The sequence below is a fragment of the Sphingomonas sp. CBMAI 2297 genome (assembly GCF_029870595.1).
Taxonomy (GTDB): Bacteria; Pseudomonadota; Alphaproteobacteria; order Sphingomonadales; family Sphingomonadaceae; genus Sphingomonas.
Genome location: NZ_JAPDIR010000007.1, coordinates 69641 through 81070 on the forward strand (window position 1 = coordinate 69641; position 11430 = coordinate 81070).

An 11430-nucleotide genomic window follows, 5' to 3' on the forward strand; every position below is an offset into this window, starting at 1 on the left:
CTGCTAGGTGGAGCGGCCGCGCGCGGTCACCGGCCAGGCGCCGGTCACCGTGCCGCCCTCCACCAGATGATAGAGATCGTACAGATTCACCGTCGGGTCGCAGTGCGGGGGCACCAGCGTGACGCGCTCCGCCAGGCCCGGCAGATCCTCGCCGATCAGCGCACCCTGCTCGTCGCCCATGAAGGCGTAGCGCGCGGTGCCTGACGCGGGCACGGGCACCCCGGCATCGGTGGCGAAAGACTTCAATCCCGCATCGATCGTCACCATGCCGGGCGTGTTCGCGCTGACCACGGTGGCATCCACCCACAGTGCCTGCTCGAAGCGCGGGCCGGCCAGTTCGCAGTCGCGATACTCGCGATCGAGGAAGAGGTAGCTCCCCACCTGCAGCTCGGTGAGCACGCCCAGCTCCGCGTCGATCGCGAAGGTGCCGGTGCCGGCGCCGGTCACTACCGGGATCGCGAATCCCGCCGCCGCCAGCGCCGCCAGCACGGTGCGCAGATAGTCGGTCTTCGCCACGATCGCCGCATGCCGGTCGGCATAGCTGGCGATATGCTGTTCCGAGCCGCAATAATATTGCACCCCGCCGAGCGTCAGCCCCGCCGCGGCGATGGCCTGGGCGAGCGCCACCGCGGCTTCGGGCGACGTCACGCCGGTGCGGTGCTTGCCGGGATCGACGTCGATGAAGAGCGTCGCGCCGCAGCCCGCCAGCGCGCGCGCCGCTTCCGGATGGTCCGCCACCACCGAGAGCCGGATTTTCGCCGCCAGCGCCGCCAGCCGGGCAATGCCGCCCCGGGTCACCACCGGCGAGGTCAGGTGGATGTCGCCCACCCCGTCCGCCGCGAGTGCCTCCGCCTCGCCCAGCTTGGCGCAGCAGATGCCCACCGCGCCCGCCGCGATCTGCCGCCGGGCGATTTCGCCGCTCTTGTGCGTCTTGGCGTGGGGCCGCAGCGCCAGGCCCCTTGCGCGGGCGAAGGCGGCCATCGCCGCGATGTTGCGGTCCATCGCTGCGACGTCGAGCAGCAGCGCGGGCGTGGCCAGGTCGGCGCGGGGCAGGGGGAAGTTCATGCCGCAACCCTGTCTGGCGCCGCGGTCCGGCGCAAGCTTGGCCAGCGATATCCCGGCTTGTCGAGCCGCAGCCACACCGCCTCGATCGTCTCGCCCGTCTCATGCGTGAGCGGACCGCGCCCAATCTCGCCGAAGCCGCATCTGCGCACCATCGCCAGGCTCGCCGCGTTGCGCGTGTCGGTGGCGACGAACAGGGCGGGCATGCCGCTCGCAAAGGCATGGGCGACGAATGCCGCCAGCGCCTCGCCGCCATAGCCTTTGCCGCATTCGGCATCGAGGAGGATATAGGTGACCCAGGGCCATTGCCGCGCGCCGATCATCCCGATCACGTTGCCGTCGCGCTCGATGACGAACTCGTCGCGTTTCGCCGGGTCCGCTTCCGCATCCGCGAGCCAGCGTGCCGTCTCCTCGATCGACCGGTGCGGTGCCTGGCCCCAGTACCGCAGGGTCGGCGGATCGGTGAGGATCGCATGGAATGCAGCCACATCCTCGGGACGGACGCGGCGCAGCACCAGCCGGCGCGTGCGCAATGCCTTCACGGGCGCCAGCGGCACCGCGAAGCTGAAATGGATGGCGATGCATAACAGCCCCAGCAGGCAGACCATGACCGGCACGCCGCTGCCACCCACCCAGCCATTCATCTGCCTGGCGACGATCTGGTCGGCCAGGTGATCGATATGGCGGGCAGATGTGTACGGGCCGATGGTCTTGTGCAGATGCTGCGCCGCTTCGTGATGCAGCCAGAGCGAGATGCTCCACAGCGCCAGCAATGGCCCCCCGACCATCAGCGCCAACCGCCCGAGCCCCCGTTTCAGCCGTCTATCCACCGCTTCTGCCTAGCAAAGCGCGGTGCGGCTTCCAAAATGGGATTCCATCGGCCAACACCGCGCCATGGGGAGTCGCGGGCTCTGCGCGTCCTATCGTTCCCGAAGGGGTGAAGGACGTGCAGCCTGGCGGCCAATGTCAAGTTCGAAGGATGATCCGATGTCCAGCTATGCCGACCGCCTCCAGGCCCTGCGCGAGCAGCTGAAGCGCGACCGTCTCGACGGTTTCGTGGTGCCGCTCACCGACGAGCATATGTCCGAATATGTCGGCGCCTATGCCCAGCGCCTTGCCTGGCTCACCGGCTTCCAGGGCTCGGCCGGCACCGCGGTCGTGCTGCCCCAGGAGGCGGCGATCTTCACCGACGGGCGCTACACGCTCCAGGTCCGCCAGCAGGTCTCGGCGCGGGACTGGGAATATGTCGGCGTGCCTGCCACCAGCGTCTCGGCCTGGCTCGGCGCGCATGCGCCGGACGGCGGCCGCATCGGCTATGATCCCTGGCTGCACACCCGCGGCTGGGTGGAGGAAGCGCGCAAGGCGCTTGCCGAGAAGGGGGCGGAGCTGGTCGCGGTCGACACCAACCCGATCGACGCGGTGTGGCCCGACAAGCCGGCGCCGAGCGACGCGACGCTGGCGATCCAGTCCGACGCGGCCGCCGGCAAGTCCTCGCCCGCCAAGCGCGCCGAGATCGCCGACTGGCTGGCCGAGCGCAAGGCCGATGCCGTGGTGCTTTCCGCGCTCGATTCGATCGCCTGGGCGTTCAACATCCGCGGCACCGATGTCAGCCACACGCCGGTCGCCCTCGCCTATGCGATCGTCAACGCCGACGGCACCGCCGACCTGTTCGTCGCGCCCGAGAAGGTGAGCGACGCGGTTCGCCAGCATCTCGGCAACGCGATCCGTATCCATGATCGCGCTGCTTTCGCTCCTGCGCTCAAAAACTTTGCCGGCAAGCGTGTCGCCGCCGATCCGGGCAGCGCCGTCGCCGCCGTGTTCGATGCGCTCGACGCCGGCGGCGCCAAGGTGCTGGCGCTACGCGATCCGGTGATCCTGGCCAAGGCGATCAAGAACCCCGCCGAGATTGCCGGGCAGAAGGCCGCCCAGGCCCGGGACGGCGCCGCGCTCTCCCGCTTCCTGAAATGGTTCGAGGAAACCGCGCCGCGGGGCGGGCTCACCGAGATGTCGGCCGCCGACAAGCTGCGCGAATTCCGCGAGGCGACCGGTGTGCTCAAGGATCTGAGCTTCGACACGATTTCCGCCACCGGCCCGAACGGTGCGATCCCGCACTACAAGGTGACGGACGAATCGAGCCTGCCGATCGAGGCCGGCCAGCTCTATCTCGTCGATTCGGGCGGCCAGTACGCCGACGGCACCACCGACGTGACCCGCGTGATGCCGGTGGGCGAGGCGAGCGACGAGATGAAGGATCGCTTCACCCGCGTCCTCAAGGGGCATATCGCCATCGCCACCGCGATCTTCCCCGACGGCACCACCGGCGCCCAGCTCGACAGCTTCGCGCGGCGCCCCTTGTGGGAAGTCGGCCTGGACTACGGCCATGGCACCGGGCACGGCGTGGGCTCCTATCTTTCGGTGCACGAGGGGCCGCAGCGCATCGCCCAGCCCTTCTATCCGGGCGGCCAGAGCCTGGAGCCGCTGCGCGAGGGCATGTTCCTGTCGAACGAGCCCGGTTACTATAAGGCGCAGGAATTCGGCATCCGGATCGAGAACCTGGTGCTGGTGGTCAAGCAGTTGATTTCGGGTGCGGAACAACAGATGCTCGGCTTCGAGACGCTGACCTTCGCGCCGATTGAGCGAACGCTGGTTAAACCATCTTTGCTAACCGTGCAGGAACTTGCCTGGCTCAATGCCTATCATGCCGAGGTGCTGCGGATTCTGGGTCCGCAGCTGGGCGGGGACGAGTTGGCATGGTTAGAAGCGAAGTGCGCACCTATCGGGTGATGTGGTTCCTGGCGGGCGCGGTCACGATGGCGATGTATCTGCTCGGGCCGCACGCGATCGCGCGCAATGCCTATGACGCCGCCGATCGCGTATCGCTCTGGGTGGCGTCGCTCTGAGAATCGTGGGCCTGGGAATCCGGGCCCTGGGAATCGGGCGCGTCGCCGGCCGCGGCCTGGGCGCGTGCCTGCGTCTTGCGTTTCCTCAGATTGGCCCGCAGCGCCTCGGCCAGACGGGCCTTCTTCTCCGCTTCGCTCATCTTCCTGCGATAAACCGTCGATGGGCGGGTTGACAATCGGTCCCGCCCAAGCACATAGGCGCCTCCCGCTTGGGACCCGGCACTGCCGGACCGTTCGAGCGAGTGCTGCCGTAGCTCAGTGGTAGAGCGCATCCTTGGTAAGGCTGAGGTCGTGAGTTCAATCCTCACCGGCAGCACCACTCGCCCCTAGCAGGCGAACAAATCCCCCATCCGGGGTTCCCGCTCCAGGAAATCCGTCACCGCGCCATAGACCGCGGCGAGATCGGCGTCGTCGATGCAATAGGGCGGCATCACATAGACGGTGTTGCCCAGCGGCCGGATCAGCACGCCGCGCTCCAGCGCGAAATCGCGCAGGCGCGGGCCCACGGCATTCAGATAGGCCGATTCGCCCGCCCCGATCTCGGCCGCCACGATCGTGCCCAGCCGGCGCGGATTGCGGACCAGCGGATGCCGGGCGAGCGCGTCGAGATGGTCCTGCTGGCGGTCGCCCAGATCGGCGATGCGCTCGCGCACCGGCTCGTCGCGCCAGATCGCCAGATTGGCGTTGGCTGCCGCGCAGGCGATCGGATTGGCGGTGTAGCTCGACGAGTGGAAGAACATCCGCGCCCGGTCGCCCGAACAATGCGCCGCGAAGATCGGGGCGGTCGCCAGCGTCACCGCCAGCGGGATGGCCCCGCCGGTCAGCCCCTTGGACAGGCAGAGGATATCGGGCACCACGCCCGCCTGCTCGCAGGCCAGCAGCGTGCCGGTGCGCCCCCAGCCGGTCATCACTTCGTCGGCGATGAACAGCACGCCATGCGCCGCGCAGATCCGGCGCATCTCGGCGAGCAGGCTGGCGGGATAGAATTTCATGCCGCCCGCGCCGAGCACCAGCGGCTCGACCAGTAGCGCGGCGGGCTTGCCGCGGCACTGCGCCTCCAGCGCGTCGAGCGTCGCCTGGCTCCGCCCGGGTTCGGGAAAGGGGATGGTCGCCACGTCGAACAGCAGGGGCTGATAGGGCCGGTTGAACACGCCGCGCGCGCCCACCGACATGCCGCCGATCGTGTCGCCATGATAGCCATGCTCCATCACGACGATGCGGTGGCGGGGCTCGCCGCGATTGTCCCAGAAGCCCAAGGCCATCTTCAGCGCCACTTCGACGCTGGTCGAGCCGCTGTCCGAATAGAAGACATGGGCAAGCGGGGCGGGCAGGATCCGCACCAGCTCGCGGGCGAGCGTCTCGGCCGGTTCATGGGTCCAGCCGGCGAAGATGATCTGGTCCATGCACCCCGCCTGCTCGGCGATGGCGGCCATGATCCGCGGATGGCAGTGCCCATGCGTCGTCACCCACCAGGAGGAGATCGCATCGACGAAGCGCCGCCCGTCCCGCGTGTGCAGCGCGGCGCCTTCGGTGCGCGCCACTTCGGGGATCGGCTCGCCGAGCCCATGCTGGGTGAAAGGGTGCCAGACGGGGGAAGTCATGCGGTGAAGTCCGTGCGGGTAAAGGCCTGGGCGAAGGCGGCGGCGAGGGTGGGGCGGTCGAGCGTGTCGAGGACCGGCAGCCGCCCGAGCCGGCGGACCCCGCCGATCGCGGCGATGGTCGCCTCGCTATCCTCGTTCGCCGTGCCGACGAACGCCACGCCCAGGATCGGCACGCCGCGCGCGCGGAGCGCCTCGATCGAGAGCAGGCTGTGGTTGATCGTGCCGAGCGCGGTCCGGGCGACGAGGACCACCGGCAATCGCCAGCGCGCGAACAGATCGGCATAGAGCAGCTCGCGCGTCACCGGCACCAGCACGCCGCCCGCGCCCTCGATCACCAGCGGGTCGATCGCGGGCGGATCGAGCCGCGCCGGGTCGATCGTCACGCCGTCGATCTCGGCGGCCAGGTGCGGCGAGCAGGGGGTGTTCAGACGATAGGCCTCGGCCAGCGCCGTCGCGCCAGACAGGGCCGCGACCCGTTCGGTATCGCTGGCGCCCTCGAGCCCGCTCTGCACCGGCTTCCAATAGGTCGCGCCCAGCGCCCCGGCCAGGCCGGCGGCGAACACGGTCTTGCCGATATCGGTGTCGGTGCCGGTGACGACGATCCTCATGCCACGCCCCGCAGCGCATCGGCGAGGGCAGCGACATCGTCCTCGCCGGCATTGAGGGTCAGCGAGATGCGCAGCCGCGACGTGCCGGCCGGCACGGTCGGTGGGCGGATGCCGCGCACGTCGAAGCCCTGTGCCTGCAGCGCCGCGGCCATCTCCATGGTCCGCGCATCGTCGCCGATCACCAGTGGCAGGATCTGCGAGCCCGTCGGCCGCACCCCGGCCGGAGCCAGCAGCTCTTCCGCGCGTGCGACCAGTGCCTGCAGCCGCCCACGCCGCGCCGGCTCGGCGATCAGCCCGAGCGCGGCCCGCACCGCCGCCGCCATCAGCGGCGAAGGCGCGGTCGAGAAGATGAAGGCGCGGCCGCGATTGATCAGGAAGTCGCGCACCACCCGCGGTCCGCACAACAGCGCGCCTTCGCAGCCCAGCGCCTTGCCGCAGGTATGCAGCGTGATCAGGTTCGCGCGGCCGGCCAGCCCTGCCGCCAGGCCGCGCCCCTCGGGCCCGAACACGCCGGTGGCATGCGCCTCGTCGACGATCAGGATTGCCTCATGCCGGTCCGCGAGCGCGGTGAGCGCGGCGAGCGGCGCCTGGTCGCCATCCATCGAATAGAGGCTCTCCACCGCGATCCAGACGCGCCCGGTGCCGCCTTGCGCCCGCCACGCCGCGATCGCATCGGCAAAGCCGTCCACATCGTTATGCGCCGCGCTGCGCGCCTCGGCCCGGCTCAGCCGCATGCCTTCATGCGCGCTGGCATGGATCAGCGCATCATGGACGATCAAGTCGCCGCGCTGGGGCAGGGTGGCGAGCAGGGCCGCGTTCGCGGCATAGCCGGTCGAGAAATAGAGCGCCTGTTCGGCCCCGAAGAAGCGGGCCGCCTCCGCTTCCAGCCGCTCATGCTCGGAATGGTTGCCGCGCAGCAGCCGCGAGCCGCCCGATCCGATCGGCACGCCCGCATCGATCGCGCCGCGCACCGCCGCCGCCAGCGCGGGATCGCCGGCCAGCGCCAGATAATCGTTGGAGGCGAAATCTCGCCCCGCCGGTACCGTCAGCCGCCGGGCGCGCGCACGTTCGGCAAGCTCGGCAAGGTCGCGGCGCTGTGCATCGAAATGGACCATCCCCGCGCCCATAGGCGCAGCGGACGCGATCGGCCAAGCAGGGAGACATTGTGCGGGGGGAGGATTGCCCGAACGTCGATCCGCCCCGGCGCTACTCCACCCCTGCGCTACTCCGCCTCGGCCGCCGCCAGGGCCTCCCGCAGCCCGATCATGGGCATGACGTCCCCTTCGGCCACCTCGACGGCATATTGATTTACGAGGTGCCATTTGTTCCGCGTGACCAGCAGGAGCAGGTCCAGGTTGAGCGGCAGCATGCCGCTGTCGATCCGGACGGCCGCCACGAACAGGCCGTCGAGCCACGTGAGCGCGAGGTTGTTGGTGCCGTTGAAGAAGCAGCCCGGGCCATCGCTGGCGTTGAGCCGGCGCGGCACCGCCTGGCTGGCCGGCTGATATTGGCTTCCGCCCGACTGGCTCCAGCCCGCTATCGTCCCGCCGGCGGTGGGCAGGCCGTTGGCGCTCAGGTTCAGGTTCTGGCTGGTCATGTTGAACACATAGACATTGCCCGCGGCGGTGTTCGCAGTCGCTTCCATTGTCGCTATCCCTCCGGTTGCCTTATGTCGGCCGGACATATCATGATCCACGCGACGCCGCGCCGCGGATCGCCCCCGTTTCGGCGGCAGCCCCGGAGCCCCATGGGCAGGGCTTGCCCCGGCAGGCAAGCAAGTGTATTATGATAATAATACACACGGGAGAAATGCCATGCAGCGCCCCTTTGCCGGCAACAGCGGACGGCCCTTCGGCACGGTGGCGGCGCTGTTCTGCCTGCTGCTCGCGGTCGCGGCGATCGTGCTGGGCGACGTGTCGCACGACCTGGCGGGGGCGGCGGACCCGTTCACTGCGATCGCCCGGAACAAGCTCGACATGGCCCAGCCCTATTGGGGGTTGCTGCTCGCCAGCGAGATCGTCCGCTCCGTGCTTGCGAGCGCGCTGCTGCTCGCGATGCTCACCCTCGCGGCGCCGATCGGTCCGCGCGCGCCGGGGCGGGACGTGGCGCTGCTTGCCGGCGGCGCCGGCATCCTCTGCCTCGCCATTGCCGCCCATTTCAGGATCGAGGCGACCGCGCTGATCGGGCAGGGGCGTATCTCGCCGCGCGCCGATCTCGTCGCCGCGCTCACCATGCTCGGCCATGCCGGCGTCGCGCTCTGGGCGACGCTGACGGTGCGCGAGGCGCGGATGGCGGGCAGCCTGCCGGGCTGGGTGCAGCTTGCCGGCCTGCTCTTCGCCTGCCTGGTCTTCCTCTCGGGCTTCGTGCGGCCGTTCCTGGAATTCGCCGCCTTTGCCGGCATCCTCTGGTGGGGCGGCATCTTCCTGACCCTCTATCGCCCGCAGGACCGCGCCATGCGCTGATGCCTTGCAACAAGGCGGCGTTTCCCCGATCACGCCGCCGAGCAAGGAGCAAGACCCATGAAGACCCGTGCCGCCGTCGCCTTCGAAGCGAAGAAACCGCTCGAGATCGTCGAGCTCGACCTCGAAGGACCCAAGGCCGGCGAAGTGCTGGTCGAGATCATGGCGACGGGCATCTGCCACACCGACGCCTATACGCTCGACGGACTCGATTCGGAGGGCATCTTCCCGAGCGTGCTCGGCCACGAGGGCGCGGGCATCATCCGCGAGGTGGGCGCGGGGGTCGCCAGCGTGAAGCCGGGCGACCATGTGATCCCGCTCTACACGCCCGAATGCCGCCAGTGTAAATCGTGCCTGTCGGGCAAGACCAATTTGTGCACCGCGATCCGCGCCACCCAGGGCAAGGGCCTGATGCCCGACGGCACCACGCGCTTCAGCTATCGCGGCCAGCCGATCCATCATTACATGGGCTGCTCGACCTTCTCGAACTTCACCGTGCTGCCCGAGATCGCGGTGGCGAAGATCCGCGAGGACGCGCCGTTCCAGACCAGCTGCTATATCGGCTGCGGCGTCACCACCGGCGTCGGCGCCGTGGTCAACACCGCCAAGGTCCAGGTCGGCGAGAAGGTCGTGGTGTTCGGCCTGGGCGGGATCGGCCTCAACGTGATCCAGGGCGCCCGGATGGTCGGCGCGGACGTGATCGTCGGCGTCGACATCAATCCGGACCGCGAGGCTTGGGGTCGCAAGTTCGGCATGACCCATTTCATCGATGGCAAGGGCAAGTCGCGCGAGGCGGTGATCGCCGAAGTGCTCGCGCTCACCGACGGCGGCGCCGACTACAGCTTCGATGCCACCGGCAATACCGAAGTGATGCGCACCGCGCTCGAATGCTGCCATCGCGGCTGGGGCGAATCGATCATCATCGGCGTGGCCGAGGCGGGCAGGGAGATCGCGACGCGCCCCTTTCAGCTGGTCACCGGCCGCGTCTGGAAGGGCACCGCGTTCGGCGGCGCCAAGGGCCGGACCGACGTGCCGAAGATCGTCGACTGGTACATGAACGGCAAGATCGCGATCGACCCGATGATCACCCATGTCCTCACGCTGGAGGAGATCAACAAGGGCTTCGATCTGATGCATGCGGGCGAGAGCATCCGCAGCGTCGTCGTCTATTGAGGAGAGCGCCATGTTCAGTCACGTCATGCTCGGCAGCAACGATCTCGCCCGCTCGCGAGCCTTTTACGACGCGTTGTTCGGCGCGGTCGGCGGCAAGCCGGCGATGGCCGACGACAAGGGCCGGCTGATCTATCTGCACAAGGGCGGGATATTCATGGTCTCCATGCCGCTCGACGGCGATCCCGCCTGCCATGCCAATGGCGGCACGATCGGCTTCGCGATGGACAGCCCCGAGCAGGTCGTGGCCTGGCACGATGCCGGCGTCGCGGCGGGCGGCAAGTCGATCGAAGATCCGCCCGGCCTGCGCGAGCTGCCCTTCGGCAAGATGCACCTCGCCTATCTCCGCGATCCCGACGGCAACAAGCTGTGCGGGCTCTGGCGCGTGCCGGCATGAGCGAGGTCGTCAACCTGGCGGAGAAGTTCGCCGGCTTCTCCGAGCATTGGGCGCCGCGCATCGTCGCGCGCTACAATGACAACGACATCCGCATCGTGAAGGTGGCGGGCGAGTTCGTCTGGCACAGCCATCCCGAGACCGACGATTTCTTCCTGGTGCTCGAGGGCGTGCTCGACATCGAGCTGCGCGACCGCACGGTCACGCTCCATCCGGGCGAGATCTTCGTCGTGCCGCGCGGCGTCGAGCATCGGCCGGTCGCGCGCCAGGGCGAAGTGAAGCTCATCGTGATCGAGCCCATGGGCACGCCCAATACCGGCGACGCGGCCACGGCCACGCAGGTGGAGGCGCTGTGATGTCGTGGCAGCCGGCCCGCCGCGCATGACCGCGCCGGCCTGGATCCTGACCCTCGACTGCGAGGACCGGCCGGGCATCGTCGCCGCGGTGAGCGGGTTCCTCGCCGCGCGTGACGGGTTCATCCTCGACAGCCAGCAATATGCCGATCTCGATTCGGGCCGCTTCTTCATGCGGGTCGAGTTCAAGGCGGTGGGCGCGCCCTTCGAGACCGCGGCGCTGCGCGCGGATTTCGCGCCGGTGGCCGAGCGCTTCGGCTTCGACTGGGCGATGGCGGAGAGCGACCGGCTTCCCCGCATCCTGATCGCGGTATCGCGGGGCTCGCACTGCCTCAACGACCTGCTCCATCGCTGGAAGACCGGCGGCCTGGGCGTCGAGATCGCGGGCGTGGTCTCGAACCATGACACGCTGCGCGACCTCACCGAATGGCATGGCCTGCCGTTCCTCCTGTTGCCCGAGGACAAGGCCCGGCAGGAAGCTGCGCTGCTCGCCGAGTTCGATCGCGCCCGGGCGGACTATCTGATCCTCGCGCGCTACATGCAGGTCCTGTCGCCGGCGCTCGCCGAGCGGCTGGCGGGGCAGTGCGTCAACATTCATCACAGCTTCCTGCCGGGGTTCAAGGGCGCCAGGCCCTATCACCGGGCGCATGCGCGCGGCGTGAAGCTGATCGGCGCCACCGCGCATTTCGTCACCAGCGAACTCGACGAGGGGCCGATCATCGAACAGGCGGTCGAGCGAGTCGACCATCGCGCCTCGGTCGACGACATGATCCGCATCGGCCGCGACATCGAGGCGCAGGTGCTCGCACGCGCGGTGCAGTGGATCGGCGCGCGTCGCGTTTTCCGCAACGGCAATCGCACCATCGTCTTCCGCTGAAGGGCC

Annotated in this window: 14 protein-coding genes and 1 tRNA gene; 8 read left to right on the forward strand and 7 right to left on the reverse strand. The window is 69.1% G+C overall.

Annotated elements, in window-relative coordinates:
• Window positions 1-3: 3 nt before the first annotated feature.
• Both OMP43_RS11620 and OMP43_RS11625 read right to left on the reverse strand, forming a co-directional pair.
• On the reverse strand, window positions 4-1065 hold the full coding sequence (locus OMP43_RS11620; RefSeq protein WP_280279885.1) for a DSD1 family PLP-dependent enzyme: 1062 nt from the start codon (window positions 1063-1065) through the stop codon (window positions 4-6).
• Complete coding sequence (locus OMP43_RS11625) at window positions 1062-1892, reverse strand: GNAT family N-acetyltransferase (protein ID WP_280279886.1); 831 nt, start codon at window positions 1890-1892, stop codon at window positions 1062-1064. The genes OMP43_RS11620 and OMP43_RS11625 overlap by 4 nt, the downstream gene beginning before the upstream one ends.
• A 157-nt stretch (window positions 1893-2049) precedes the next feature.
• Between OMP43_RS11625 and OMP43_RS11630 the strand changes: the two genes are divergently transcribed.
• Both OMP43_RS11630 and OMP43_RS11635 read left to right on the forward strand, forming a co-directional pair.
• Complete coding sequence (locus OMP43_RS11630) at window positions 2050-3846, forward strand: aminopeptidase P family protein (protein WP_280279887.1); 1797 nt, start codon at window positions 2050-2052, stop codon at window positions 3844-3846.
• The gene (locus tag OMP43_RS11635) at window positions 3813-3962 is read left to right on the forward strand and encodes a hypothetical protein (protein ID WP_280279888.1); all 150 of its coding nucleotides are present in this window, start codon (window positions 3813-3815) and stop codon (window positions 3960-3962) included. The genes OMP43_RS11630 and OMP43_RS11635 overlap by 34 nt, the downstream gene beginning before the upstream one ends.
• Here OMP43_RS11635 and OMP43_RS11640 read toward each other — a convergent pair.
• Window positions 3917-4102: a hypothetical protein gene (locus OMP43_RS11640; RefSeq protein ID WP_280279889.1), complete on the reverse strand. Its 186-nt coding sequence runs from the start codon at window positions 4100-4102 to the stop codon at window positions 3917-3919. The genes OMP43_RS11635 and OMP43_RS11640 overlap by 46 nt on opposite strands.
• A gap of 104 nt (window positions 4103-4206) precedes the next feature.
• Between OMP43_RS11640 and OMP43_RS11645 the strand changes: the two genes are divergently transcribed.
• A tRNA-Thr gene (locus OMP43_RS11645) sits at window positions 4207-4281 on the forward strand.
• Between the two features lie 7 nt (window positions 4282-4288).
• On the opposite strand, the gene OMP43_RS11650 is transcribed toward OMP43_RS11645, so the two are convergent.
• The 4 genes from OMP43_RS11650 to OMP43_RS11665 form a co-directional block, all read right to left on the reverse strand.
• Entirely contained in the window at window positions 4289-5563 is a 1275-nt protein-coding gene (locus OMP43_RS11650) for an adenosylmethionine--8-amino-7-oxononanoate transaminase (RefSeq protein ID WP_280279890.1), read from the reverse strand.
• Complete coding sequence (gene bioD / locus OMP43_RS11655) at window positions 5560-6171, reverse strand: dethiobiotin synthase (protein ID WP_280279891.1); 612 nt, start codon at window positions 6169-6171, stop codon at window positions 5560-5562. The genes OMP43_RS11650 and bioD overlap by 4 nt, the downstream gene beginning before the upstream one ends.
• Window positions 6168-7286: an 8-amino-7-oxononanoate synthase gene (locus OMP43_RS11660; RefSeq protein WP_280279892.1), complete on the reverse strand. Its 1119-nt coding sequence runs from the start codon at window positions 7284-7286 to the stop codon at window positions 6168-6170. Before OMP43_RS11660 ends, bioD begins: the two co-directional genes overlap by 4 nt.
• A 107-nt stretch (window positions 7287-7393) precedes the next feature.
• Window positions 7394-7816, reverse strand: coding sequence for a hypothetical protein (locus OMP43_RS11665; protein ID WP_280279893.1), 423 nt, complete (start codon window positions 7814-7816; stop codon window positions 7394-7396).
• Between the two features lie 169 nt (window positions 7817-7985).
• On the opposite strand from OMP43_RS11665, the gene OMP43_RS11670 reads away from it, so the two are divergent.
• The 5 genes from OMP43_RS11670 to purU are packed head-to-tail and all read left to right on the forward strand — an operon-like array spanning window position 7986 to window position 11424.
• Window positions 7986-8633, forward strand: a complete 648-nt coding sequence (locus OMP43_RS11670) for a hypothetical protein (protein WP_280279894.1) — start codon at window positions 7986-7988, stop codon at window positions 8631-8633.
• 57 nt (window positions 8634-8690) lie between these two features.
• Window positions 8691-9803, forward strand: a complete 1113-nt coding sequence (locus tag OMP43_RS11675; RefSeq protein ID WP_280279895.1) for an S-(hydroxymethyl)glutathione dehydrogenase/class III alcohol dehydrogenase — start codon at window positions 8691-8693, stop codon at window positions 9801-9803.
• Between the two features lie 10 nt (window positions 9804-9813).
• The gene (locus OMP43_RS11680; protein ID WP_280279896.1) at window positions 9814-10197 is read left to right on the forward strand and encodes a VOC family protein; all 384 of its coding nucleotides are present in this window, start codon (window positions 9814-9816) and stop codon (window positions 10195-10197) included.
• Entirely contained in the window at window positions 10194-10550 is a 357-nt protein-coding gene (locus OMP43_RS11685; protein WP_280279897.1) for a cupin domain-containing protein, read from the forward strand. Before OMP43_RS11680 ends, OMP43_RS11685 begins: the two co-directional genes overlap by 4 nt.
• Window positions 10551-10575: 25 nt before the next feature.
• Entirely contained in the window at window positions 10576-11424 is an 849-nt protein-coding gene (gene purU / locus OMP43_RS11690; protein WP_280280020.1) for a formyltetrahydrofolate deformylase, read from the forward strand.
• The last annotated feature ends 6 nt before the right edge of the window (window positions 11425-11430 follow it).

Excerpts from the sequence above, each read along its gene's own strand:
- OMP43_RS11620 (WP_280279885.1), bottom strand. The coding sequence starts at position 1,065 with ATGAACTTCCCCCTGCCCCGCGCCGACCTGGCCACGCCCGCGCTGCTG.
- OMP43_RS11630 (WP_280279887.1), top strand. The coding sequence starts at position 2,050 with ATGTCCAGCTATGCCGACCGCCTCCAGGCCCTGCGCGAGCAGCTGAAG.
- OMP43_RS11635 (WP_280279888.1), top strand. The coding sequence starts at position 3,813 with ATGGTTAGAAGCGAAGTGCGCACCTATCGGGTGATGTGGTTCCTGGCG.
- OMP43_RS11640 (WP_280279889.1), bottom strand. The coding sequence starts at position 4,102 with ATGAGCGAAGCGGAGAAGAAGGCCCGTCTGGCCGAGGCGCTGCGGGCC.
- OMP43_RS11650 (WP_280279890.1), bottom strand. The coding sequence starts at position 5,563 with ATGACTTCCCCCGTCTGGCACCCTTTCACCCAGCATGGGCTCGGCGAG.
- bioD (WP_280279891.1), bottom strand. The coding sequence starts at position 6,171 with ATGAGGATCGTCGTCACCGGCACCGACACCGATATCGGCAAGACCGTG.
- OMP43_RS11660 (WP_280279892.1), bottom strand. The coding sequence starts at position 7,286 with ATGGTCCATTTCGATGCACAGCGCCGCGACCTTGCCGAGCTTGCCGAA.
- OMP43_RS11665 (WP_280279893.1), bottom strand. The coding sequence starts at position 7,816 with ATGGAAGCGACTGCGAACACCGCCGCGGGCAATGTCTATGTGTTCAAC.
- OMP43_RS11670 (WP_280279894.1), top strand. The coding sequence starts at position 7,986 with ATGCAGCGCCCCTTTGCCGGCAACAGCGGACGGCCCTTCGGCACGGTG.
- OMP43_RS11675 (WP_280279895.1), top strand. The coding sequence starts at position 8,691 with ATGAAGACCCGTGCCGCCGTCGCCTTCGAAGCGAAGAAACCGCTCGAG.
- OMP43_RS11680 (WP_280279896.1), top strand. The coding sequence starts at position 9,814 with ATGTTCAGTCACGTCATGCTCGGCAGCAACGATCTCGCCCGCTCGCGA.
- OMP43_RS11685 (WP_280279897.1), top strand. The coding sequence starts at position 10,194 with ATGAGCGAGGTCGTCAACCTGGCGGAGAAGTTCGCCGGCTTCTCCGAG.
- purU (WP_280280020.1), top strand. The coding sequence starts at position 10,576 with ATGACCGCGCCGGCCTGGATCCTGACCCTCGACTGCGAGGACCGGCCG.